General features: G+C 42.9%; 24 protein-coding genes and 4 pseudogenes. 10 read left to right on the top strand and 18 right to left on the bottom strand.

Features of this window, described 5'->3' with window-relative positions; genetic code table 11:
* Window positions 1-60 precede the first annotated feature (60 nt).
* From KI350_RS20905 to KI350_RS20890, 4 genes are all read left to right on the top strand, one after another.
* Window positions 61-1,278 carry an ATP-grasp domain-containing protein gene (locus tag KI350_RS20905; protein ID WP_025810867.1) on the top strand — a complete coding sequence of 406 codons (1,218 nt, stop codon included), beginning with the start codon at window positions 61-63 and terminating at the stop codon, window positions 1,276-1,278.
* Complete coding sequence (locus KI350_RS20900; RefSeq protein ID WP_025810866.1) at window positions 1,262-2,488, top strand: MDR family MFS transporter; 1,227 nt, start codon at window positions 1,262-1,264, stop codon at window positions 2,486-2,488. Before KI350_RS20905 ends, KI350_RS20900 begins: the two co-directional genes overlap by 17 nt.
* A gap of 71 nt (window positions 2,489-2,559) precedes the next feature.
* Window positions 2,560-2,808 carry a sigma-G-dependent sporulation-specific acid-soluble spore protein CsgA gene (locus tag KI350_RS20895; RefSeq protein ID WP_025810865.1) on the top strand — a complete coding sequence of 83 codons (249 nt, stop codon included), beginning with the start codon at window positions 2,560-2,562 and terminating at the stop codon, window positions 2,806-2,808.
* Between the two features lie 16 nt (window positions 2,809-2,824).
* Complete coding sequence (locus KI350_RS20890) at window positions 2,825-3,016, top strand: YbxH family protein (protein ID WP_003178500.1); 192 nt, start codon at window positions 2,825-2,827, stop codon at window positions 3,014-3,016.
* A 123-nt stretch (window positions 3,017-3,139) separates the two neighbouring features.
* On the opposite strand, the gene KI350_RS20885 is transcribed toward KI350_RS20890, so the two are convergent.
* The 6 genes and pseudogenes from KI350_RS20885 to KI350_RS20860 all read right to left on the bottom strand — a co-directional run.
* A complete protein-coding gene (locus KI350_RS20885; protein ID WP_212930583.1) occupies window positions 3,140-3,406 on the bottom strand; it encodes a hypothetical protein in 267 nt (88 codons plus the stop codon).
* Between the two features lie 58 nt (window positions 3,407-3,464).
* A complete protein-coding gene (locus tag KI350_RS20880; RefSeq protein ID WP_212930582.1) occupies window positions 3,465-5,522 on the bottom strand; it encodes a thioredoxin domain-containing protein in 2,058 nt (685 codons plus the stop codon).
* A gap of 71 nt (window positions 5,523-5,593) precedes the next feature.
* Complete coding sequence (locus KI350_RS20875; RefSeq protein ID WP_020449948.1) at window positions 5,594-6,511, bottom strand: DMT family transporter; 918 nt, start codon at window positions 6,509-6,511, stop codon at window positions 5,594-5,596.
* Window positions 6,508-6,921, bottom strand: coding sequence for a MerR family transcriptional regulator (locus KI350_RS20870; protein WP_050820846.1), 414 nt, complete (start codon window positions 6,919-6,921; stop codon window positions 6,508-6,510). The genes KI350_RS20875 and KI350_RS20870 overlap by 4 nt, the downstream gene beginning before the upstream one ends.
* Before the next feature lie 223 nt (window positions 6,922-7,144).
* Window positions 7,145-7,257, bottom strand: a pseudogene (locus KI350_RS23480) (DUF255 domain-containing protein); the annotation flags it as partial.
* Between the two features lie 61 nt (window positions 7,258-7,318).
* Window positions 7,319-7,443 (bottom strand): annotated as a pseudogene (locus KI350_RS20860) (winged helix-turn-helix domain-containing protein); the annotation flags it as partial.
* Window positions 7,444-7,448: 5 nt separating this feature from the next.
* Between KI350_RS20860 and KI350_RS20855 the strand changes: the two are divergent.
* Window positions 7,449-7,829: pseudogene (locus tag KI350_RS20855) on the top strand (O-methyltransferase); the annotation flags it as partial.
* Window positions 7,830-8,943: 1,114 nt separating this feature from the next.
* Window positions 8,944-9,303 (top strand): annotated as a pseudogene (locus KI350_RS20850) (MFS transporter); the annotation flags it as partial.
* A gap of 24 nt (window positions 9,304-9,327) precedes the next feature.
* On the opposite strand, the gene KI350_RS20845 reads toward KI350_RS20850, so the two are convergent.
* Window positions 9,328-10,101 carry a class I SAM-dependent methyltransferase gene (locus tag KI350_RS20845; RefSeq protein WP_041817140.1) on the bottom strand — a complete coding sequence of 258 codons (774 nt, stop codon included), beginning with the start codon at window positions 10,099-10,101 and terminating at the stop codon, window positions 9,328-9,330.
* Between the two features lie 33 nt (window positions 10,102-10,134).
* Entirely contained in the window at window positions 10,135-11,574 is a 1,440-nt protein-coding gene (locus KI350_RS20840) for a pyridoxal phosphate-dependent decarboxylase family protein (RefSeq protein ID WP_079289387.1), read from the bottom strand.
* A gap of 290 nt (window positions 11,575-11,864) precedes the next feature.
* Here KI350_RS20840 and KI350_RS20835 point away from each other — a divergent pair, with 290 nt between their 5' ends.
* Window positions 11,865-12,482 carry a nitroreductase family protein gene (locus KI350_RS20835; RefSeq protein ID WP_020449953.1) on the top strand — a complete coding sequence of 206 codons (618 nt, stop codon included), beginning with the start codon at window positions 11,865-11,867 and terminating at the stop codon, window positions 12,480-12,482.
* A 39-nt stretch (window positions 12,483-12,521) separates the two neighbouring features.
* Here KI350_RS20835 and KI350_RS20830 read toward each other — a convergent pair whose 3' ends face one another.
* Entirely contained in the window at window positions 12,522-13,187 is a 666-nt protein-coding gene (locus tag KI350_RS20830; RefSeq protein WP_039073258.1) for a GntR family transcriptional regulator, read from the bottom strand.
* 74 nt (window positions 13,188-13,261) lie between these two features.
* Window positions 13,262-13,999, bottom strand: a complete 738-nt coding sequence (locus KI350_RS20825; RefSeq protein WP_020449955.1) for a sulfite exporter TauE/SafE family protein — start codon at window positions 13,997-13,999, stop codon at window positions 13,262-13,264.
* A 266-nt stretch (window positions 14,000-14,265) separates the two neighbouring features.
* Between KI350_RS20825 and KI350_RS20820 the strand changes: the two genes are divergently transcribed.
* Complete coding sequence (locus tag KI350_RS20820; RefSeq protein WP_079289390.1) at window positions 14,266-15,138, top strand: SDR family oxidoreductase; 873 nt, start codon at window positions 14,266-14,268, stop codon at window positions 15,136-15,138.
* 86 nt (window positions 15,139-15,224) lie between these two features.
* On the opposite strand, the gene KI350_RS20815 is transcribed toward KI350_RS20820, so the two are convergent.
* Together KI350_RS20815 and KI350_RS20810 are read right to left on the bottom strand one after the other, a co-directional pair.
* Window positions 15,225-15,527, bottom strand: a complete 303-nt coding sequence (locus KI350_RS20815; protein WP_223254829.1) for a hypothetical protein — start codon at window positions 15,525-15,527, stop codon at window positions 15,225-15,227.
* Between the two features lie 79 nt (window positions 15,528-15,606).
* Window positions 15,607-16,113 (bottom strand): SdpI family protein, encoded by a 507-nt coding sequence (locus KI350_RS20810; protein WP_103750363.1) that lies wholly within the window; start codon window positions 16,111-16,113, stop codon window positions 15,607-15,609.
* 239 nt (window positions 16,114-16,352) lie between these two features.
* Here KI350_RS20810 and KI350_RS20805 point away from each other — a divergent pair, with 239 nt between their 5' ends.
* Window positions 16,353-17,987 carry a Na/Pi cotransporter family protein gene (locus KI350_RS20805; RefSeq protein WP_065643397.1) on the top strand — a complete coding sequence of 545 codons (1,635 nt, stop codon included), beginning with the start codon at window positions 16,353-16,355 and terminating at the stop codon, window positions 17,985-17,987.
* A gap of 149 nt (window positions 17,988-18,136) precedes the next feature.
* A complete protein-coding gene (locus tag KI350_RS20800; RefSeq protein WP_020449960.1) occupies window positions 18,137-18,397 on the top strand; it encodes a YiaA/YiaB family inner membrane protein in 261 nt (86 codons plus the stop codon).
* Window positions 18,398-18,428: 31 nt separating this feature from the next.
* Here KI350_RS20800 and KI350_RS20795 read toward each other — a convergent pair whose 3' ends face one another.
* The 6 genes from KI350_RS20795 to KI350_RS20770 form a co-directional block, all read right to left on the bottom strand.
* Entirely contained in the window at window positions 18,429-18,884 is a 456-nt protein-coding gene (locus KI350_RS20795; RefSeq protein WP_106070954.1) for a hypothetical protein, read from the bottom strand.
* 68 nt (window positions 18,885-18,952) lie between these two features.
* Window positions 18,953-19,399: a hypothetical protein gene (locus KI350_RS20790; protein ID WP_020449962.1), complete on the bottom strand. Its 447-nt coding sequence runs from the start codon at window positions 19,397-19,399 to the stop codon at window positions 18,953-18,955.
* 37 nt (window positions 19,400-19,436) lie between these two features.
* Window positions 19,437-19,901, bottom strand: a complete 465-nt coding sequence (locus KI350_RS20785) for a hypothetical protein (RefSeq protein WP_059230769.1) — start codon at window positions 19,899-19,901, stop codon at window positions 19,437-19,439.
* 296 nt (window positions 19,902-20,197) lie between these two features.
* Complete coding sequence (locus KI350_RS20780; protein ID WP_035400503.1) at window positions 20,198-20,617, bottom strand: DUF2000 domain-containing protein; 420 nt, start codon at window positions 20,615-20,617, stop codon at window positions 20,198-20,200.
* The gene (locus KI350_RS20775; protein ID WP_026580446.1) at window positions 20,614-21,522 is read right to left on the bottom strand and encodes a DMT family transporter; all 909 of its coding nucleotides are present in this window, start codon (window positions 21,520-21,522) and stop codon (window positions 20,614-20,616) included. The genes KI350_RS20780 and KI350_RS20775 overlap by 4 nt, the downstream gene beginning before the upstream one ends.
* Window positions 21,519-22,355 carry an AraC family ligand binding domain-containing protein gene (locus KI350_RS20770; RefSeq protein WP_023857734.1) on the bottom strand — a complete coding sequence of 279 codons (837 nt, stop codon included), beginning with the start codon at window positions 22,353-22,355 and terminating at the stop codon, window positions 21,519-21,521. The genes KI350_RS20775 and KI350_RS20770 overlap by 4 nt, the downstream gene beginning before the upstream one ends.
* Window positions 22,356-22,530 lie beyond the last annotated feature (175 nt).

The raw sequence follows: 22,530 nt of genomic DNA, 5'->3' as shown, positions 1-22,530 counted from the left end.
CTAAATACTTTTACTATTATAAAGTTGAACAACATGTTTTACAAGAAAGGAGAAACGGCTATGAGTACGCTTATCCTAAATAAAACAGCTTATTGCAAGTCTCCGTATGATGTATGGATGGAGGAATTGAACGAACCGGTGGCCATGCTGACTTCAACCGATCGTGCGGATGAATGCAGAAATTATGATGTGATCGAAGCGTTTGACGATTATCCGGTTAATGGATGCATCGAAATGCGTGCTTTGGAGCTGAATGAAACGTATCACTTTAAAACGATTATTGCATCATCAGAATTTGATATGTTGAGGGCGGGGAAGCTGAGGTCGCTTTTGGGTATAAAAGGGCAGTCTTACGAAAGCGCTCTGTTGTTCCGCAACAAAATATTAATGAAAGAGCAGGTCAGAAAAGCCGGTGTAAAGGTTCCGGACTTTAAGAAAATCGACTCGGCGGCCGACTTATATACGTTTGTTCAAACTTTCGGTTTTCCTGTGGTCGTTAAGCCTATTTGCGGATCGGGGTCTGTTGATACAACCGTTTTAAGGGATCGGCAGGACGTGTGGAATTTTCTTTCGAAAGGTCTTCCTGATCATCTGGAGGTTGAGTCGTTTATCGAAGGGGATATGTATCATATAGACGGTCTGATCCTTGATGGAGAGACTGTCCTCAGCTGGCCGTCGCGTTATATCAACGGATGTCTGGCTTTTCAGGAACAACAGTTTTTAGGCAGCCTCCAGCTTGAACGGGAAAATCCGCTCACCCGGCGGTTGACTGATTTTGTTCAAAAAGCGCTTGCTGCCCTTCCTGTTCCGGATATTACAACATTCCATGCTGAAGTGTTTCATACACCGGATGATGAACTGTTGTTTTGTGAAGTGGCCAGCAGAACCGGCGGCGCTATGGTCCGCGAAGCTACTGCGCAGACTTTCGGCTTTGATATCAATGAAGCGTGTGTTAAAGCGCAATGCGGCCTGGACTTTCATATTCCGGCGGTGAACAACAATCCGCACCGCCTAAGCGGCTGGCTGTTGATTCCACCAAAAGACGGCGTGCTGAAAGAAATCATGCCGGCACCAGCTACAGACTGGCTAGCGAAACAAAATATTTTCGCTCAAGCCGGAGACAGGTTCCACGGCTCGTCTTCCAGTGTAGACGCAATAGCAGGCTGTTTGATTACCGGGCACACAGAAGCCGAATTAAGCGGCCGCATCAGCCGGCTTGCAACGTGGTTTCATGATCATACCGAATGGGAAAAGACTTCGGATGTTTGCGCAATTTAAAGCATTCAGCCGCCTTCACCCGTTGATCCGATTTTTGCTGATAGGCACGCTTGTCACAAAGGCGGCTAAGTCGATGACAACCCCGTTTTTGGCACTCTATCTTCATATGAAAACGGGAGCCGATTTTGGAACCATCGGGCTTGTGATCGGTTTAGGCTATTTTTCAAGCACTGTAGGAGGGGTAGTCGGAGGAGCGCTTTCAGATAAAATCGGCAGAAAAAAAGTGATGCTTTCATCCATTTTCATTTGGAGCTTTGTATTCATTCTTTTTGGACTTGTCCATGATTTCATGTGGTTTTTATTGCTAAATATTTTAAGCGGGCTTTGCCATTCGTGTTTTGAACCTGTGTCAAAGGCTTTGATGGCTGAGTTATCGGAACGGGAGATGAGATTCCGCATTTTCTCTTTGCGGTATTTGGCCATTAATATTGGAGCCGCTGTCGGACCTTTATTAGGCACTTATTTCGGTCTTGCCAAAACCGGAACGCCGTTTATCATCACAGGGCTTGTCTATTTTGGCTATGCTGCACTTTTAAGCTTGATGATGATTCGGCTGATCACGGTGAAAGAGACAAAAACCGCTTCTGAAAAAATTCAGGCAGGTTCCGTTTTGAAAACGTTAAAGCAAGACAAGGCTCTTCGATTTTACATAGCCGGCGGCATCCTTTTTTTGTTCAGCTATTCGCAAATGGAAAGTACTTTGCTGCAGTATTTAAATAACGACTTTGCAAACGGAGTTAAAATATTTTCGACTTTAATTACGTTAAACGCAGTGACGGTCATCCTTTTACAAGTGCCGCTCACCCGTTTATTTGAGAAGTATAAATCCTTAACAACAATATCAATAGGAACCGTTTTTTGCATGTTGGGGAATGTCGGTTTTTCTGTCGCAAATGGCTGGATTGTTTTTATGCTTTCAATGTTTGTTCTGACAATCGGCGAAATTTTATGTTTTCCTTCAATGAATGTCCTTTTGGACGAGCTTGCTCCGGATCATATGAAGGGCGCGTATTACGGCATGCAAAACTTATACAACATCGGTGAATTTTTAGGGCCTTGGCTGGGGGGAATGATGCTTGCCTTGTACGGGGGAAAAGCCGTCTTTCTCATTGCTGCGTGTTCAGTCTTCTTCGCTCTAGGTGCCTACCATCTGGGAAGGAGAAAGTTTTTATCTGCACAGCATCATGGTGTATCACCTTTTTCTTATTGAAAATTTAGGCCGCTCATGCATGAATCATCAAGAATTCACCCAACCTATAAGGTAAAAAAGGAGATTGAATCATGGACACAACATTGGGCTACCTCCGTGAGTCACTGTCGAATCACCTTGAACACGGCATAGGACAAAACATTTACAGAAAAATCGTTTCCGGGCAATATGCCAATGAGGAAGAGTTTGTCGAACACTTGGAGGTGCGGGAAATGGAATTTCTGAATCAAGTGCTTGAACATGAGATGAAATATGCGCTGAATGAACAGGACCATAAACGAACAAGAGAATTAAACGAAGTGTATGAACTGTTGTTTTGAAAGGCGGGCATGATCAATGGGTGCAATAGAGCGGAACGGATACACGTTTGAACCGGAATACAGCGTGACCAGACAAAACGGCGCCATCCATGTATACCGGCGCGGCCGGTTTGTCGAGGAGATTCCCTTTGAGTTTCACGGAGAGTTTCCAGAACATGATTTAATTGAAGAGCTTGTCAATCATTATTGCTATGAAAATAAAATATAAGGTTTGAAGAGGCTGCCGACCGGGCGGCTTTTATTTTTGGATTTTGATATCTATAATCCGCTTGCAGTTTTTAGAACGGCAGCAGAAAAGCTGCCATAAATAAATATGACAGCTCATGCATCGCTATTTTTTCTTTTCGTCGTAGTATTGAACAGGGTACATGGATCCTTCCGATACCATTTTGTTATCTTCGATATCATGCGGAGACGGATGGCCTGCTTTTTCAACCGGGAATGAATCTACGTTGGGTTTTTCCGAAAAGTAAGGGATCTTTTCTTTAACGCTTTGCAAGTACGATTTCAGTTTTTGTCTGTTTGTTTCGTCTTTGAGCATATATGCGGTGACTCCGGCGACAACGGCGAGACCTGAGATCAGATTCTTTTGCTTCATGGTCATAACCCCTTTCTGATTAGGTGTTTGCAGATGTTATTCCCATGATGGCATCCGTTTAAACCAACTGATCGAGTGCTTCGTCTATATTCGTCGTCGGCTGTCTGCAGGCGAAGTTTTCACAAATATAGACAGTCGTTTTGTTATCGACTGCTTTGTATTCGGCCGCAAAGTCGGCAATCCCTTTGAAATCGTCAGGCGATTCTGCGGCGAGGACGGCGTAGTTCGGCTGGAAGGCCTGCTGCAAAGCGCTTACGATCTTCTGTCTGTCCGGGTCATGGCGCTTTCCGAGCACAACGATTTCTTTTTGCGGCATGACATGGCTCAGCAGGCCTTGGAGAAAGTTTGTATGGCCGCTCGGATAAGCGGAGACATCTCCATTGAATGCCGAAAACATTTTTGCCGCTTGATCATGGAGCGATAAATCGCCTGTCAGCCGACCCAGCCGGGACAGCTGCACGGCCAGGACGCCGTTTCCGGACGGGAGGGCGCCATCATATACTTCTTTATCCCGTACGATCAACGCCTCGGCATCGCTTCCCGTAAAATAAAAACCGCCGTGCTCTTCATCCCAGAACAGCCCGGTCATGTCCTCTGCCAGCTTTTTGGCTTTTCGCAAATCGGTTAAATCAAGGGATGCTTCATACAATTCGATGTAGGCCCACAGCAGGAAGGCGTAGTCATCGATAAACCCTTTATTTTTCACCTCGCCGTCACGGTAGCGGACCATGACGCGTCCGTCTTGAATCAATTCATTCTCGATGAACGCGACTGCAGCTCGCGCCATTTCCAGGTATTCGGGCGTATTGTAGACTTTCGCCGCTTTGGCAAGACCCGCGATCATCAGAGCGTTCCAAGATGTCAGCACTTTGTCGTCAACATGGGGATACGTTCTTTCCTGCCGTTTTTCAAAAAGTTTTATTCTCGCTTCTTCAAGCTTGTTCTGAAGCTCTTCATCTGTCAGCGCGAATTCATCTTTAATGTCTTCCAGCCTGGTGTAGATCAAGTTTGGAATATTGCGGCCTTCAAAATTCCCTTCTTGCGTGATGTTGTAGACAGCGCAATACAATTCGCCGAGTTCATCCCCAAGCGTTTCAAGGACTTCGTCTTTTGACCACACATAATATTTGCCTTCTACGCCTTCCGTGTCGGCATCAAGCGCTGAATAAAAAGCGCCTTTGTCATCGGTCATTTCGCGGCGGACAAATGTGATGATCTGCTCGGAAATCTGTTTATATCGTTCGTTTTTCGTGATTTGATAGGCTTCAGTATATGCGATCAGCAATAAAGCGTTATCGTAAAGCATTTTTTCAAAGTGGGGAACGAGCCATTCATCGTCTGTCGAATAGCGGGCGAACCCGTAGCCGACATGGTCGTAAATGCCGCCGTTCGCCATGCTGTCCAACGTTTTCGTCACGCTGTACAGCGCGTTCTCCTCGCCGCTGTATTGGTGATAGCGAAGCAGAAATTCCAGCATATGGGGGATCGGAAATTTCGGTGCGCTTCCGAAACCGCCGTATGCCGCATCGAAGCTGTTGATCAGCTGTTGATACGTCCGCCTCAACATGTCTTCGCCGAGCGAATCACCGGCATCGCTTTTCGCTTTGATTCTCAGGTTGTTGGCGGCTTTTTCGGCAATATCCTCAACATGTTCCCGGTTTTTCGCAAAAGTATCGGAAAGCTGCTTCACCACCTCAACAAACCCCGGGCGGTTAAACCGGCTTGTCTTCGGAAAATATGTACCCGCATAAAACGGCTTCTGATCAGGCGTTAAAAACACGTTCAGCGGCCAGCCGCCCTGCCCCGTCATCATCTGGCAGATCGTCATATAAATTGAATCCACATCAGGCCGCTCCTCGCGGTCCACTTTAATAGAGACGAATTTTTCATTCAGGAGCTTCGCGACTTCTTCATCTTCGAAGCTTTCATGAGCCATGACATGGCACCAATGACAAGTCGAATAACCGATGCTGACAAGTACCGGCTTGTTTTCGTGTTTCGCTTTTTCGAAGGCTTCTTCGCCCCAGGGGTACCAGTCGACGGGGTTGTGGGCGTGTTGGAGTAAGTATGGTGACTTCTCAGCGATTAATCTATTGGGTTTACTTTTGTTTGGCATGGGATCACCTTCTTCCTAGAATTAGTGTATATTTAACTTAACACATTTTTTCAAAAATAATCCCTGTTTCTTTATACAGCTGACTGTTCTTTAGTATTGTACTTAGGAATGCGTATTACCCCCGAAGCAGTTAGAACGCCCAATATAACTAACACAGCCCCAATAACTTGCAATGCCTTTATCGGTGTTCCAACAGCAAATGAAATAATCATCGTTACAACGGGAACAAGGTTGAAAAATAAAGATGTTTTACTTGCCCCAATCTCCTTAATCCCTTGATTCCACCATAGGTAACCCAAAACACTTGTAAAGAAAGCCATAAAGGCAATTGCTCCCCAAACTCCAATCGGGATGTTCGGTAAAGAAGCAGGATTGGATGTAAATAAGGAAGCTACTATTAAACTAACAGCACCGATAACCATCGTATAAGTGGTTGTAGATAGCGGAGTTCCATCCTTTACAAACCGACGTCCAATTACACCATAAAGTGCCCAACAAACGTTACCTGTAAAGATTATTAAGTCTCCGCCTGAAATTGATAAGGTTTTAATGGTTTCGATAGAACCTTGTGTAATAACTAACAATACACCGATGAAAGCAAAGAATATACCGAGCACTTGTTTTTTTGTCATTTTGTCCTTTAAGATAATTCGAGCGAGAATTGCTGTTAATAAAGGATTCAGCCCCATTATTAATGCTCCGTTAACGGGAGATGTATATTTCAAACCAACAAAAAACAATGCATTAAATCCAAAGATCCCTATAATTCCAAGAACAATGTATGAAACGGCGTTTTTCCGTAATTGACTCTTGTTTATACCTTCAGTAAAAATCAAAATGATGAGCATCACTGCAGCCGCTAAACCGAAACGCCATGCCGCAGAAGACGAGGGAGAAAAATATCCAACTGTATATTTTGCAAGATTAAAAGTAGCTCCCGTGAAAATAGAGAAACCAAGTAACATCATGTATATATTTAAATGTTTCATTTGTTTTCCACTTCCTCTTTCAAAATTGAATAATATGTATCCAATTTTCCTTTTGTAGTAGAAATCACTTCTTCCAGCTCCCTTTTTTTAATTTCCATTTTCTCTAAGTGTTTGGTTAAAATCTCAATACGTTTATTTATAGATGGGGAGAGTTGTGCCGATTTAACATCCGAACTGATTTTTTCCAAAATGCATCCGTCTTTGACAAACTCATTAATATCCTCCAAAGACATACCTGTTTCCTTTAAACTTTTCAGGAATAACATGAACTGAATATCAGTCTCCGTATAAAAACGCCTTCCGCTGTTTTTTCGTTTTGGTGGTGGAAGTAACCCAATCTTTTCATAATATCTTAATGTATACGAACTAATACTAGTCTTCTCAGCAGCTTTACTAATGGAATACAACAAACATCATCCCTCTCATTTGATTAAAGTTAGTTTACAACTTAGAGTTAACTCTAAGTCAAGCAAATAAAAAAACCTGCTACCGCATGGTTACGGATGACAGGTTTTAAAAAATGAATGACATAAAAGGTAAACTGTATTATTTGAACAAATGGCATTATCGTTTAAAATGGCTGCTGTTATCTTTTAATGATGTTCCACACGAGTTGATTATCCCGGGCTATTAATGACAAGTCGAATAGCCGATGCTGGCAAGTATCGGCTTTTTTCGTGTTTCGTTTTTTGAAAAGGGTTCCAGTCGACGGGGTTGTGGGCGTGTTGGTGTAAGTATGGTGACCTCTAAGAAAACTAATTGCAATCGCGCCAAGAGGCTTTGCAACCAGCTTAATTCCAAACTTCCTCATATTTTATATCCCGTTCCAGTTTTAATGTTATAGGGTGTTTGGGGTCTTCTTCTATTTTTTCTCTAATTTTTGTAATGTGCACCATCATATTATTGTCCGATTTCAAAAAGTCTTCCTTCCATCGACCTGGCACACAGCAATCTCTCTAAAGCGGGATTCGGCAGCCAGGTATCGGATATGACAGAACCGGCTCTGGAAAGCCTTGAAACATTAGCCGGCAATCAAAAGCGATTCGATTTTTTCTTTATCGATGCAGACAAAGGAAATTATGAACATTACCTGGCGTATTGCATCAAATTGGCGGAACCTGGCGCTATAATCGTTGCCGATAACGTACTTGCAGGGGGAAGTATAGGAGACGATGATGCTACACCGAAGCGTCATACCGAATCCATGAAGAAATTCAATCAAGCGGTCGCCGCCCATCCTCAATTAGAATACCTGTCGATGCCGATCGGCGATGGGATGACCGTTTCAAGAGTGAAAAAAGAACCGATTTGCGACTGAGTTTGATTGCTGTAATCTTGTTAAAGAGCAAATAAAGGTGCTAAAACTGTATTTTAAAGGAAGACCAAACTATCCAATCATATAGGAGGGGACTTCCAGTAAGAAAATTGGTAGGACGTATAGCAAATGCACAAAGCACAATCTTGTTTTTTCACTTCGCTTCTTCCCTTAAAGGGGACCGCCAAAAGATTGTGGGTGTGTTAAGTATATCTTCGATAGGGCGGCTGTTGTCGCTGTATTATCGTTTTTGATCTGGAATTTAAAGGTCTTTTAAACATATATTATTAGGGGGATTTTGAAGGTACACAGTTTATGTGAATAGAATAATTTCTATGTTGAGAAGACATGTTGAAAGGTAAGTTATGTTAAAATAGGAAATACAGGTTTGCTATTTTAATTGTAACCGCTATTTATTATTGTTTATTATTGGACACATCTTAAAACTTGATTTTTGGAAAGACGAAATACAAAAAAGTGGGGGAAATATTATGAACTTACTTTTAAAACAAAATAATAAAGCATATTGCAGCAGTCGCTTCGAGAATCATCGTTTTGCACTTCTTAGTTTGAAAGATATTTATTCGATTGAGGAATTAATAAATACCATGTAGGCTCCAATTTTAATATAGTAGCTAGTATACGAATAAAGATAACGTTAAATTTGTTTGCTGTGATTACTTAAAATGTACAGGATAGAGGTTTTTAATATGACGGCTTCTTTTAAAGGTTTTTTTAAGGACGTAAAACTACAATGTTCTCGATGTGGAAAAGAAATAAATGAAAATGATGAGATGACTGTAGCTATTAGAATGCCGAATAAAAGGCGGATGCCTGTCGGTCCTTTAGACAGAGTGTTATCTAAATTTGCTCACGAAATTTTATGTACCAAGTGTAAATAGGAAGATTTAATAGTTGTCGCAAGTCAAGAATTAACAGAACATCATCTGACTAGTTACTGATTCGGTGACTAGTTTTTTTAATACCTGAAACCGAAATGCCACCACAATCTAAAATCGGAATATGGATAGATTCAGTTCATAAAATGTTGAAGGGGACATGCTCTTAACAAATTTACAAAAGGTGCTTTTGTAAAAATTCAACTATTCATAAACGAAAAATTGTGATGGTTGCGATTATGACCATGACTCCCGTTCATATGCAGTGCCACGGACACAGCTTGGAGATGTCGGGATCGTGATAGGTTTTCATAGTCAATGTATCTTCCATCACTTGTCACAGGGGTTCTTGTTGACAAAATTGGCCGGACAGCCATGAGCATCGCCTCAGGAGTAACCTTACTGCTCGCTGGTGCAGTGGTGGCGCTGGATCCCTTTATTGATCGTTGCCCTCAACACGTGCGAAAGGGCAAGGAATGCATGATGTTTTGATCGCATTGGCGGGAGGGCTGTTATCCCTGGCTCTGATTCCATCCGTCATTTGGTCGCGAAGAAAAACAGACACTCAAAAAGGGTAGGAAAAGAATCCATCGATATGAGGCCTATCGGACATCGCCGCCGGGCTTTCTTAATTTAAAAACGATAAAATCAGGACATCTGAAATCTTCTGCAAATGACGGATATTTTTTCAGTATTTCTTCTGATGGCTTTGGTTCTACTATGCTTTCGAGCACGAAGCCCGTTTTCCTCAAAGTGTTAATATAGCTCGTCAAGGTTCTATGGAAGAACAGCATATTCTCCCGATCGCCAAGCTTTTGTTCGTATGTACCTTCATAAAAATACCGGTCTACATTCCAATGCAGTTTTTTTCCGTCTTTTGTTTTTTCCCAGCCGCTTTCCGGCGTAATGAAGCAGGGATGCAAAATTGAAAAAATAAAAAATCCGCGGTCTGTCAGCAGCCGATGCATTTCCTGAAACGCTTTTTCATAATCCGCAAGGTCTTGCATGACCATATTCGATATAATTAAATCAAAGCTTTTGTCTTCTAACATATTCAGGTCTTCACAGTTCCCGTGCTGATACTCAATCGGCAAATCATCCGGCGTTCTTTCCTTGGCAATGTCGATCATTCTCGGCGAGTAATCGACAGCCGTTACATTGGCTCCGGCCTTGGCCAGCAGCCTGCTGAAATACCCTTCACCGCACCCGGCATCGAGCACACGTTGATTCTTTACCGTTTCAATGAGAGAAAAAATAGCAGGATTTAAAAACACTTCTTTGTGGATGTCTCCAAGTTCGGTATGATTGGCGGCATACGCATCGGCAAATCGATTCCATCTTTGAATGGCTTCTTCTGTGCCAATTTTCTTTGTCATATTTCTCCTCCTTTTCAAAGTCTGTTTATTCATTTAACACGATATCCCCTGATCATAAAACTGATCAATTTTTTCAAAGACCCTTTGAATAAGGGTATTAGAGATAAAAGGATTTAACAAAACGGCACGGAGCCAGCGGTTTCCCCTATATGCAGGCAATGAAAAGAAGACGTTTTCTTCATTCAACAAAAACTGCTGCAATTCGAGATTCCAGTTATCCCATTGAGCTTCATCAAGGTGATGCGGGATCCCTCTAAAGCAGACAACGTTTGTATCCGGCTCGCTGGACAGTTCGAGATAATGGCGCTGTTTCACCTGCTTGGTAAACTCGTCTTTTAATGCGAGGCTTTCATGCAACAGCTCCCTGTAGCCTTTTAATCCAATGTGCTGAAGCGATAAATATAACTTTAGGATATCCGCATGCCGCGTGCCCTGCACACTGATTTCGCCCAAGTTAGCAAAGGCTGTTTCATTCATATAAGGGGCGGAAATGCGAAAACCGGTTTCCAAAACGCCGTGATTTTTGAATAAAACCATTGCACAAGTCTTCGCAATGTACATCCATTTTTGCGGATTGAATGTGATGGAATCTGCCATTTCGATTCCGTTCAGCTTATCGCGGTAAGCTTCTGAAAAAATGAGTGCTCCTCCGTATGCCGCGTCGACATGCAGCCATAATCCGTTTTCCTTTGCGATGTCAGCGATCGATCGAATGGGATCAATGCTTCCTGTGACTGTCGTTCCGGCCGTGGCTGCGATTGCAAAAGGAATCTTGCCTTCATTTTTTGCCTGCTTGATTTTCTTTCTTAAATCGTCAAGATCCATTTTCGAATCGCTGCTGCTTTTCACCGGGATTACGCTGGAGGTACCCAGTCCCAACAGCATCGCTGCTTTATGTAAGGAAGTATGGCTGACGTCTGAAGCAAAGATGACCGGCTGTCCGGAAAGACCGAATAACCCCGATTCCTTTACCTTCAATTGATCGTTTCGTGCTGCTGCGAGCGCTTGAAGATTCGCGAGGCTTCCGCCGCTTGTCATCACACCCCCTGAGTTGTCGTCATATCCAAACATACGGGCAATGGTGCCCAAAAGCTGTACTTCCATCTTCGAAAAGACAGGCGACATTTCAAGGCTCAGCATATTGTTATTGATTGAAGTGCTGACGAATTCGCCCAGACAAGACATTAGAGTCGGTATGGAATCCATATGCCCCATATAATTCGGGCCTAGAGGATTCATGGAGTTTTTTACAATCGCCTGCAACTTTTTTAAGAGCTCTTCTAATTCGATTCCGGTCTCGGGTATATCGCCGTAATGTGATGATTCCGGAGAAGGCAAAGTGCGGTGATTTCCGGCGTTGCTTGTGTGCTCAATGACAAATTTGACGATTTGATCAACAAGAATCGATATTTCCTTAATATTCTGTCCGTTCGGATCGATAAAAGTGTTACTGGGCAAAAAGGATAGTTTCATAGTTCACACGCTGCTTTCTTTCACATTTTTTCTCAATTATAGCATTTTGATTTTGGCGTATCATGGTTGATTGCTGAGTATATAAGGTTCGAAGGAAAAAAATAATGTGGTGACAGAAGCTGCTATGACGCCGGTCACAAGACATTTGAGCATGTCTATCGACAGAAGCCCGACACCACGCCGCGTTCTCTTTGGTTCATGTGAGCGTCGCTAAACAATAGGTAGCTTATCGCCGATCATAAAAGTAAGGATATTGATGCAAAAGGATAGATGAATGGAGTTTTTTGAAAATGGAATTTAACGAGCTTATCGAAACGCGTCACTCTGCAAATAATTTTCTGGAAGATGTTCAAATTACGGTGAAAGATTTGGAGCCTATCTTTGAGGATATCAAGCTAGCGCCTTCAGCGTTCAATTTGCAGCACGCAGAGTATAAAGTGGTATTGGAGAAGGATTTAAAAGAAAAAATCAGGGAAGCTGCGAGCGGCCAATATAAAGTGCATTCAGCCTCTGCCGTGATTTTAGTGACGGGAGACCGCTACGCCTACCGGCAAACGGAAAAAATCAACGAAGGCATGAGGGATTTAGGAATTATTAAGGACTTTGAGCTGCAGGAAATGGTTGAAAACAATACCCAATTTTACGAGACGCGCGGGGAGCCATTCATGAAGGAAGAAGCGATTCGCAATGCTTCTCTTTCTGCGATGATGTTTATGCTTGCCGCCAAAAACCGGGGGTGGGACACATGCCCAATGATCGGATTTGACAGCGATCAGGTCCGCGAGTTGCTCGAGATCCCGGATACACATGAAATCGTCCTCATGATTACGATCGGCAAAGAAAAAGAAAGCAGCCGACGCTTGAGAGGATATCGCAAGCCGGTTAATGAATTTGTTTCTTTCTATTAAAAAAAGGAGAGGGCGCCTTAAGACAGGCAGCCCTCTTTATCATTTTTCCCCGCGGTGAGACAGTACTTCGACTAAGTGGTCAAGATCAAGCTTAAGGTGGCGAATCATCGCTTTTGATGCCTGCTCGTCGTCTCTTTGTTTCATATGGCGGAAAATTTCCCGATGCTGCTCCAAAATGGCTTCAGCCCGTTTTTCTCCTTCAAAATTCAAAATGCGGAAATAATAAATTAATCCTTCCAAATCGTTGAGCTGCTTCCGCAATAGACTGTTTCGTGTATATTGGATAATTAAGTCGTGAAATGTATCATTTAATTGGATAATTGTGTTTTGATCCTTGGATTGAAGGATGGCTTCCTCCGTTTTTTGCAAAACGTCTTCAATCGTTTTCAGTTCCTCTGCCGTTGCAATTCTTGCCGTCAATCCCGCAGCGAATGATTCAAGCGCCGTTCTGCAAAAATAGATTTCTTCAACGTCCTTGATTGTCGGCTGATAGACCTTCACTCTTGAGTCGATGACGATGAGCCCCTCTTTTTCCAGAACTCTGATCGCTTCTCTCAAAGGGCTTTTGCTGACGCCGAGCTCCTTAGCTAACTTCGCTTCGGCGATTCGTTCACCGGGCTTTAATTTCCCTTCAAATATCATTCGCTTAATCGCATGGTAGGATTGTTCATAAAACGGTTTTGGTTTTTCAATCACGCTTCTCATCCTCGTATTCGTTTTCATTTCGTATTTTACCACAGGTTCCTTCGTGATCTCCCGCTATAGTCATTCCAAGTTAATTAAAATAAGAGAATGAACCCTGAAACGGCGGGAGTTAAAAATAAACCCGATTTCAAGACGACTTTCGGCAGGACATTGGTGAATTTAGCTCCGACATAAGCGCCGCACATCGTACCGATCAAGATTTTGACCAACAGAACATAATCGACGAAGCCTTCTGAAATATAGCCCGCCCCACCGCCTAACGAGAGCGGAATAATGACGAGCATCGTCGTTCCTACGGAATGGCGAATAGACAGGTTCAGCATCATCATCAACCCGATTTGAATAAAAGGCGCCGAGCCGATTCCGAACGTTCCGGACAGGATGCCGGCTACGATTCCCAATAAACTGGCCTTGATCCAAAAGGCAAGGTTCGTTTCCTGGTCAGCTTCTTTTTCTTGCAAAAAGAATAATCTGATTAAAATCAGAATGGCCGATAAGAATAACATTCCTGCGGTCATATAGTGCAATGAACTTGAAGGTATCAGAGAAGTCAGCTTAGCTCCTGCAAAGGATCCTATTGCAGCAAAACAGCCGACGGTTAAGCCGATTTTCAGCTTGATATTTCCTTCGCGAAAGTGGCTGTACGTTCCTGATAAGCTCGTAAAAGCCATACCGGCCAGAGATGTTCCCAATGCTGTATGAATCGGAATGTGAAACATCATCGTTAACAGTGCGATGACGAATCCGGCTCCGCCGGCCCCGACAAAGCCAAGCACAAGACCTAATAAAAACATAACCAACACAATCAACATGTTGCTTCTTCCCCTTTATGAATAACTGATTTCGCATCATCTGAGGGTCGACGGTATCTGGTCGACCAAAATCAATGATAACATCTTACTCTATTATTCCCATATTGACAAGAGAGCCGGGAGGGCGTATATCGTCTACTTTTATTTTTTTAGCCAAGTGAAGGACATTCCTGTTGACAATCAGTCTATTTGTAATTATGATAGTTACATCAAGTGTAACGTTTTTTGTTACAGTTCGACATTAAAACATCAGGAGGAATTTGAGTATGAAAATGTTAGTAACAGGAGCAACTGGAAAATTAGGATCGAAAGTTGTGAAAAAACTGCTGGAAACTGTACCGGCGGATCAGTTGGCGGTCAGCGTGCGCAATCCGGAAAAAGCGGAAGCGCTGCAGGCGCGAGGAGTCGATGTGCGTCAAGGGGATTTTGACCGCTCGGAAACATTGGCATCCGCATTTCAAGGCGTTGACCGTCTGCTGATCATCTCTGCCGATGGAGACAATGAGACGAGAATCCGTCAGCACGGCAATGCGGTAGCCGCCGCAGAACGCGCGGGAGTTCGGTTTATCGCTTATACGAGTATTGCGAATGCCCGCGAAAGCAAAAACTTCCTTGCGCCTACTCACAAAGCAACTGAAGAAGCGATTTTGAAAACGGGGATTCCATACTCCTTCTTGCGCAATAACTGGTACTTGGAAAATGAAATGTCGAGTATTCAAGGTGTTTTGGCGGGAGCCTCTTGGGTGACGTCAGCAGAGAACGGCAAGGTGGGCTGGGCGCTGCAGCAGGATTACGCGGATGCAGCGGCAGCGGTTCTGTCCGGCGAAGGCCACGAAAACACCGTCTACGAACTTTCAGGCAAACTATTAACTCAGGAAGAAATCGCTTCAGCCCTTGGAGAAGTATTGGGCAAAGAAGTATCCGTTCAGCATGTTGACGATGCTGCCTATCGCGATATCATGAAAAATGCGGGTGTACCGGATTTTCTGATTCCGATGGTTGTCGAAATTCAAAAAGGCATTCGTGAAGGCACACTTGAAGTCGAAAGCGATGATTTTGAAAAAGTGCTCGGCCGTCCGCTCACTCCAATTAAAGAAGGATTGGCTCAAATCGTTGCAAAAATCTCAGAAGCGAAATAATTAACGGCATTCGAAAGAGTGATGAACAAGATTACAGTGTTCATCACTCTTTCTTTAAAGATAGATAACTAAAAAACTCACCACAATCACCGCGCATACCTTATAGCCTTAAATAAGTAAAAAATCGACTGGATTCCAGAGCTAATGATGAAGGCGTAAAAAAAGTGTTCAAATGTAAAGTGAAATCCGCGAAATATAAATTGCATGAAAAGGGCGATACCGGTCAGGTAAAACCAGCCGTGATCATCTAACATTTTTTTATATTCGGATTTAGCTTCATCAGTGGAAGATATAGAAACAGATTCAGTTGACAGCTCTCTTTTTAAAGTTAAAAAGCCGGCTGCGAGAACCGAGACCCCTAAAATAAATAGAATAATTGCTTCGAACATTGAATACCTCCGTTTCGACTAACAATAAAAATCCGTCGGGGACGACCATTTTGAATCTTTACAAATATGCACCTGACCGTTATTTGATCTTTTGTTGCTGTATTAAACTTACGGCCACAAGCATGGCGGTGCCGAGTAAGGCAACCGGAAGAAACCATCCGCCAAATCCGCTTCCCCAATCTAAAGCGATTGACACAGATTCCATTAATATGAGAGAAAAAATGATTAAACATGCATTTTTTAAGCGGTTGATCAACTTTCGGCTGAGCAGGTAGAACTGTTCAGCGTTTGTTTCATTCAGGCGCTTTGGATGGTTGTGAATCTCAGGATGCTTTTCTAAGAATTGCATGAACAAAAGGATAAGTAATCCGATTCCCGGCAAAATGAAAAGCTCCCATTTTGCCCCCCAGCGATCGACTTCACCGAGTGCGTTGTAATGTGCAGGCACCTTTTCGGGGAGCGATCCCCAGACAGCGGCCAAAAAGATAATTGATCCCAGGTAAAAGAAATAGCCAAATGCGTTCCAAACCCGTTCCCCTTTTGTCTTTTTAATTTTAATGTGAGTACCGTTAGCTCTGTTTGGCATATGTGATCTCTCCTTTAGTTTTAAATACGGTTTAACCCATGAAAAAGTTCGGGATTTTTGCCTGTTGGAATAGGGTATATTTGCGATCAGTCCAGGCAATGTTAAGGGAATGTAAATCATCAGCCGGCAATGTTAAGTTATTGTAAATTTTCGATTTGAATCGTTTACATAGGCTTTAATCTCCATCATAATCATAGTGTTTGGTTTGTAGATTTATGTCGAATTAGGGGGGCAAGACGTTGGAAATAGATGTGCAGAAATTGCTTTTTGAATTCATTGGAGGTCTCGGGATCTTTCTTCTCGGTATTAAGTTTATGGGGGAAGGACTCCAAAAATCAGCCGGAGATAAGCTGAGAGACATTTTGGATCGTTTTACAAGCAACCCTCTGATGGGTGTTTTGGCTGGTATCATTGTCACGGTTTTAATTCAAAGCAGTTCCGGCACGACCGTTATCACTGTCGGTCTCGTCAGCGCCGGCTTTATGACCCTCCGCCAGGCGATCGGCGTCATTATGGGTGCGAACATCGGAACGACGGTCACGGCATTTATTATCGGCTTTGACGTTGGTGCATATGCGCTTCCGATCCTCGCCATTGGTTCATTCTTGCTGTTTTTCTTAAAGAGCAAAAAATTTCAGAACCTCGGCCAAGTTCTGTTCGGATTTGGTGCACTTTTCTATGGCTTGGAATTAATGAGCAGCGGAATGAAGCCGCTTCGAACGATTGAAGCTTTTCATGATTTAACCGTCAGCATGAGTACGAACCCTGTTCTCGGAGTGCTTGTCGGCACGCTTTTCACCGTTCTCGTCCAAAGTTCAAGTGCAACGATCGGGATCCTGCAAGGGCTGTTTGCCGATTCATTAATAGATCTAAATGGCGCTCTTCCTGTATTATTCGGGGACAATATCGGTACGACGATTACCGCTGTACTGGCATCTCTTGGCGCCTCCGTCGCAGCGAGACGGGCTGCGGCCGTTCACGTATTGTTTAACCTGATTGGAACAGCAATCTTCCTGATCTTGCTGAAGCCGTTCACAAGTTTGATTTTAATGCTTCAATCCTCTTTAGGACTGGATCCTAAGATGGTGATTGCGTTTGCCCATGGGATCTTTAATACGTCAAATACGCTGATTCAGCTTCCGTTTGTCGGCATATTGGCTTTGATCGTTACGAAGCTTATTCCGGGCAAAGATTCGGTTGTGGACTATAAAGCAACACATCTGGACCCGCTGTTCATTCAGCAGTCGCCTTCAATTGCCCTGGGACAGGCCAAAGAAGAAGTACTGCGTATGGGTGAATTTGCAGTAAAGGGACTTGAGGAAACAAAAGAGTTTTTTAATACAAAACAGGCAAAACATGCGCAAAGCGCTTTTCAAATAGAAGATGCGATTAACAATTTGGACAGAAAGATTACTGATTATTTGATCGAACTGTCAGCGACCACTCTTTCTGAACAAGAATCTGAAGAACATCATATGTTAATGGACACAGTCAGAGACATTGAAAGAATCGGCGATCACTTTGAAAACTTGGTTGAGCTTGGGGAGTACCAGCAATCCAACAGGGTGAAAATTTCCGAAGCGGCAATGGCGGACTTAACAGAAATGCTTGATCTGACCATTTCCACTGTTAAGGAGTCTATCACAGCTCTTGGAGAAAATAACGAAGATGCCGCAAGACATGTAGTCGAAAAAGAAAATCAAATCGATAAAATGGAACGCAAGCTTCGCAAAAAGCACATTCTTCGCTTAAACGACGGATTATGCAGCGGACAAGCAGGCGTGATCTTCGTCGATATCACCAGCAATCTGGAAAGGATCGGCGACCATGCCGTCAATATTGCAGAAGCTGTTTTAGGCGAAGAAAAGCATTAAAAACCGGGAGTCATTCCCGGTTTTTTATTTTGTAGGCCTTTTTTATCACTGTGTGACATATATACTAAATTATGTGTGGGAAGGAAGAACATTCTTCTTCTGTTGACCTAAATAAAGTATAATAGTTTTATTCTTTAGGAGGTATTAAGATGCAGAAACACAGAAGAAGAAACACAACGGCCTTTACGGTTATGTCATATTTCACATTTTTTGCGGGGGTCTTTTTGTTCGGTATCGGCCTTTACAATGCGGACAACCTGCAGCTCAATGAAAAAGGCTATTACATAGCTGTGATGATTTTAGTGGCGGTCGGCGCGATTTTGACGCAGAAAGTGACGAGAGACAACGCTGAGGATAATGAAATCATCGCGGAGCAGGAGAGAAGACAGAATTTGTCGAGTGGTGAGTAAACATGAAAAAAGCATCTTTAGGGATGCTTTTTTAATTTGAAATATTTTTATGTTTGTTTTCCAAAACGAAGTCAATCATTCCAATAATTTTTGTATGGTTCGCTTTTTTTCTAAAGTGTAAAAAGTTTTGGTCTTTGTTTCTTTGCGATTTAGTGATTGTGCCGAACACCCAGATGGAGCTTATTACAAGTAATATCGATAACATAGTCGGAAAATAACCTTTTGAAACGTCAGGTAAAATGGAATTGGCCTGACCCGAGAATACAGTAGTTACAATAGAAGCAAATATGGAACTGGCGAGCGAAGCTTTGATCACGTGGCTAATTTTTAGCGTAGGACCCGAAAAATAAACTTTCAGCCGGTTTAACGTGGATAAATCTTGTTTTTCGAGGTATGCCATCAGCTCTTCATCGTTTTCAGCTTTTGATAATAATATAGCTTCTGCCATTTGTTTTGTTTTTTCGAATAATTGTTTGTCTGTTTGCATGTCATTTGTCCTTCTTTTTTTGTTTGATTGTTAGAGAATCAAAGCAGAGGTGAATGTTCCTCTGCTTTCTAATTGAGTTCTTTTTTTAAACGTTCTTCTAAAATAAAATCAATCATACCCGTGATTCTGGAATATTCCGCTCTTTTTTGGAAATGCAGGATTGTTTGCATTGGTCCTTTTCGCGAGGTGATTAGCATTTTGACGATCCAAAGCAAAGAGAACATCAGATAGAACATGAAGCAGAATGAAAAAAACCTTGAAAGGTCATGGGTGAAGGTGGAGACTTGACCAGATAAAAAGGCCGCCATAATTACAGCAGTCATACTACTAAAAAAAATGCCTTTAATAAAATATGTTAAAGTAAAGCTGGGGTTTGAAAAATAGATTTTTAGCTGATTTAATGCAACAGAATCTTGATTTGCAAGGTATGTAAGCAGCTCTTCGTCACTTTTGTGAGATTCAAGGAGTTTGGCTGTATGTTCGGCTTTTTCAAATAATTGTTTTTCGTTTCTCATTGGATTGTCACTCCTATTTCATAAAAAACATGAGAGTTTATTGGTACGGTGTATTCAATACCTTTTGGTATTTTTGTTGTAAAACATAATCAATCATTTTTACGATACGTGCAAACTCGGCTTTCCTGGAAAAGTGGGTAATGAATTGAATCGGCTTTTTTTTCAGGATGACAAGCTGTTTAAGCACCCAGAAGAAACACCCCACAAATATAACAGCTAATATTAAAATGGAGATGCCGGAAAAGAAAGGGAATATCGAAGCTGCTTGACCAGAAAGAATTGCAGTTATGAAGGTAGCCAATATTATACTGAAAAATGCTGCACTAATGAAATAATGAAGCGCAAATGAAGGATCTGAGTAATAGACTTTCAGTTGATTTAAGGTTAATGAATCTTGTTTAGCGAGAAAGGCTAATAACTCTTCGTCACTCTTATCGCGGTAAGTTTTAAGGGTTTTGGCTGTTTTTTGCGTTTCAATGAATACTTGTTTGTCTGTGTTCAATGTTAATACCTCCACGATACTTTAATTTTGAAAAACTGAATAAATACATTATAATATGTATTTATTTAGCTTTCATTAAATAAGGAAATTAATGAGATATTAGTTATCTAAATATCACAGCAGACACCGCCGTGCCAATAGCGATTTCAGATGCTGAGTTCCAGCTAATTACACCAGCTGTTGTTATGATAATTCCTCCAACTGCAACCCCAATTGTTCCTCTTTTTACTATTGACAAAAAAATACGGAAATTGACTCCTTCATTAAATGAAGCGAAATCAATTTCCGTATTTTGTTTATCTCAACAGCCCCAAGCTTCCTGTCAGCCGCGCGACTTTTTTCTTATCGCCGCAAACGCCGATTCCAAAATAGCGGTAATCGGAAGCTGCGGTGCTTTGAAATGTTTCAATAAATTTTTCATATGTATGAATGCCTTGCGCGACATCGGTGAAATCGACCGTCAGAATATCGTTGAATTCGTCGGTCAACAGCTTTTGTCTTAATTGATGAAGCAGCTCGGCGTTGCCTTTTAAAATGGGGATTGGAAGTTTGACGATACCCAAATGGTCGATTCCCGAGCCGTCCGTTACATTTTCTCCGAGCAGGCCGGGTTTGTTTTTGCCGAGTGCAGCCCCCAGGATTGCAGCTGTATTGGCAATTAGCCCGAGCGGCAGGCTTTCATCGATGATCAATGCGCATTTTGTCTCTTCTATCAAATTTGTTCCTCCTTCAGCTGAGGTTTTGGTTTTGTTTCAGAAATATAAAGACCGGCCAATGTGAGCGCTCCTCCGCAAAAAGCAACCCATGTCAGTTTTTCTTGCAGAATGACGACGGATGCGGCAATGGTGATGACGGGTACCATATAGATATAAGCGCTCGTTTTTACCGCCCCAAGCACACCGACCGACCAGTTCCATGTCACAAAGCAAAGCGCAGAAGCGCCCGCACCTAAGAACAGGATATTCAGCCAATTGGCGGGGGAGGCTAAAGGGCTTGCGTCGAAGCGGAAATCAAACAGGAACAGAGCGGGAACCATGAATAGCAAGCCGTACAGAAAGATCCGCTGTGTGCATTGGATTGTATGATAACCGAATGTGCTGATTTTTTTCATCAAAATCGCATATGCCGCCCAGACGAATGCAGAGGCAGCAGCAAGAATGTCGCCGAGCGGATTCAGCTTGAGCATCATTTGTCCGTTAAAGAAAATGAGCGCAAGTCCTGTAAAAGCGGCGGCGAATCCAATGAAGAAACGGGGCTCCAGCTTTTCGCCCGAAAGGAAAAAATGCGCCAATACCGCGGTGATCATCGGAATAACTGCGACGATCATGCCGGCGTTTGAGGCGTAGGTAAGGGTAAGCGCGATGTTTTCCAACAGAAAATAAAGCGTCACCCCGCATAAACCTGCTCCCGCAAACAGCGCTTCCTGCCTCCAGCTCCGGAATGTCAGCACATGCGGATGCACCATAATCAGCACGATCAATCCGATGAGAAACCGGTAAAACAATATATCTACGGGCGCAAAATCCTCGAGCAGCACCTTTGTCGAGACAAAAGTGGTACCCCAGATGATGATCGTGATAACAGCTGCGAGGTGTCCGGCGGTTTCGCGTCTTGTCTTCATCCTTTGATCTCCTGCCTGTCATATTCAAAGATTTTCATATATTGTTTCGGAGTCAGCCCGACCTGCCGCTTGAAAAATTTCGTCATATGGCTCTGATCGCTGAAGCCTGTTTGGAAAGCGGCATCGATTGGTTTTACGCCTTCTTCCAACAGCTTTTTCGCATGATTGATACGGACGGTTTCCAAGTAGCTGTAGGGGGAAATTCCTTTCTGCTTCGTAAACGACCGCAGGAGGTGATACTTGCTCCAGCCTGCCAGCTTGCTTAAATGTTCAAGCGTAATGTTTTCCTGGTAATGGGATTCCAAATAACCGCACACCGCTTTGACTTCGTCGGACGGTTCAGGCGCATTTTCGAGAAACGCAACATCAGAATACGTCCGAATCAACTCCTCGAGGAGGTTGAGAAAAAGCTCCTCTTTTTTCAAGGCTTTTTCTTTCTGCAATATTTGAATGTGAAGCTCCTTCAAGCTGGCGTTCAGCTCATGACGGAACAAGACATTTTCCGTGAAATATGGGAGGCTGTCGGTTCCGGTGATCTCCTTCACAAATTTTCTCATAACGTCAGGCATCACATTTATGCAGCGATAATCGAGCGCCTTTCCGTCAATCTGCTCGCAACTGTGCGTGTCATAAGGATTGAAAAGCACGAGATCGCCCTGATTAATGATGTATTCTTCTCCTTTGCAAAGCAAATAGCGCTGCCCCTTCTCAATAAAACCAATCACAAAGTACTCGTGAAAGTGATTCGGAAACTTCTGCATAATGCCTTTAAAGCGGTAGGCTTCAACATTTAGATCAGGGTCGAGGAAAAGCGTGCGGGTTTCATTTCGCATGTCGGGCCTCCTTGGTGTGATGATGTTTAAGTTTATCATGTTTTTGAGAAATTTCTTGTATGATGTTGCTTAATGAAAAAATCGTATTTTTTGTGAAAAGAATGAGCAATTTGAAGCTGTCGTGGAATGGAATCACAATGGTGAAGATCATAAGGAGAGTGTTAAACTGACAGCA

This window comes from Bacillus sp. J41TS8, from assembly GCF_018333035.1.
Classification (GTDB): domain Bacteria; phylum Bacillota; class Bacilli; order Bacillales; family Bacillaceae; genus Bacillus; species Bacillus paralicheniformis.
Note: the sequence above shows the minus strand (reverse complement) of the source record. Positions and strands in the feature narration are given on the sequence as shown.

Coding starts and splice junctions, on each gene's coding strand:
- KI350_RS20810 (WP_103750363.1), bottom strand. CDS start 16,113: ATGCCAAACAGAGCTAACGGTACTCACATTAAAATTAAAAAGACAAAA.
- KI350_RS20905 (WP_025810867.1), top strand. CDS start 61: ATGAGTACGCTTATCCTAAATAAAACAGCTTATTGCAAGTCTCCGTAT.
- KI350_RS20875 (WP_020449948.1), bottom strand. CDS start 6,511: ATGAAACATTTAAATATATACATGATGTTACTTGGTTTCTCTATTTTC.
- KI350_RS20835 (WP_020449953.1), top strand. CDS start 11,865: ATGGAATTTAACGAGCTTATCGAAACGCGTCACTCTGCAAATAATTTT.
- KI350_RS20775 (WP_026580446.1), bottom strand. CDS start 21,522: ATGAAGACAAGACGCGAAACCGCCGGACACCTCGCAGCTGTTATCACG.
- KI350_RS20825 (WP_020449955.1), bottom strand. CDS start 13,999: ATGTTGATTGTGTTGGTTATGTTTTTATTAGGTCTTGTGCTTGGCTTT.
- KI350_RS20790 (WP_020449962.1), bottom strand. CDS start 19,399: ATGAGAAACGAAAAACAATTATTTGAAAAAGCCGAACATACAGCCAAA.
- KI350_RS20770 (WP_023857734.1), bottom strand. CDS start 22,355: ATGCGAAATGAAACCCGCACGCTTTTCCTCGACCCTGATCTAAATGTT.
- KI350_RS20840 (WP_079289387.1), bottom strand. CDS start 11,574: ATGAAACTATCCTTTTTGCCCAGTAACACTTTTATCGATCCGAACGGA.
- KI350_RS20820 (WP_079289390.1), top strand. CDS start 14,266: ATGAAAATGTTAGTAACAGGAGCAACTGGAAAATTAGGATCGAAAGTT.
- KI350_RS20900 (WP_025810866.1), top strand. CDS start 1,262: ATGTTTGCGCAATTTAAAGCATTCAGCCGCCTTCACCCGTTGATCCGA.
- KI350_RS20815 (WP_223254829.1), bottom strand. CDS start 15,527: ATGTTCGAAGCAATTATTCTATTTATTTTAGGGGTCTCGGTTCTCGCA.
- KI350_RS20795 (WP_106070954.1), bottom strand. CDS start 18,884: ATGCAAACAGACAAACAATTATTCGAAAAAACAAAACAAATGGCAGAA.
- KI350_RS20830 (WP_039073258.1), bottom strand. CDS start 13,187: ATGAGAAGCGTGATTGAAAAACCAAAACCGTTTTATGAACAATCCTAC.
- KI350_RS20800 (WP_020449960.1), top strand. CDS start 18,137: ATGCAGAAACACAGAAGAAGAAACACAACGGCCTTTACGGTTATGTCA.
- KI350_RS20880 (WP_212930582.1), bottom strand. CDS start 5,522: ATGCCAAACAAAAGTAAACCCAATAGATTAATCGCTGAGAAGTCACCA.
- KI350_RS20890 (WP_003178500.1), top strand. CDS start 2,825: ATGGGTGCAATAGAGCGGAACGGATACACGTTTGAACCGGAATACAGC.
- KI350_RS20895 (WP_025810865.1), top strand. CDS start 2,560: ATGGACACAACATTGGGCTACCTCCGTGAGTCACTGTCGAATCACCTT.
- KI350_RS20885 (WP_212930583.1), bottom strand. CDS start 3,406: ATGAAGCAAAAGAATCTGATCTCAGGTCTCGCCGTTGTCGCCGGAGTC.
- KI350_RS20845 (WP_041817140.1), bottom strand. CDS start 10,101: ATGACAAAGAAAATTGGCACAGAAGAAGCCATTCAAAGATGGAATCGA.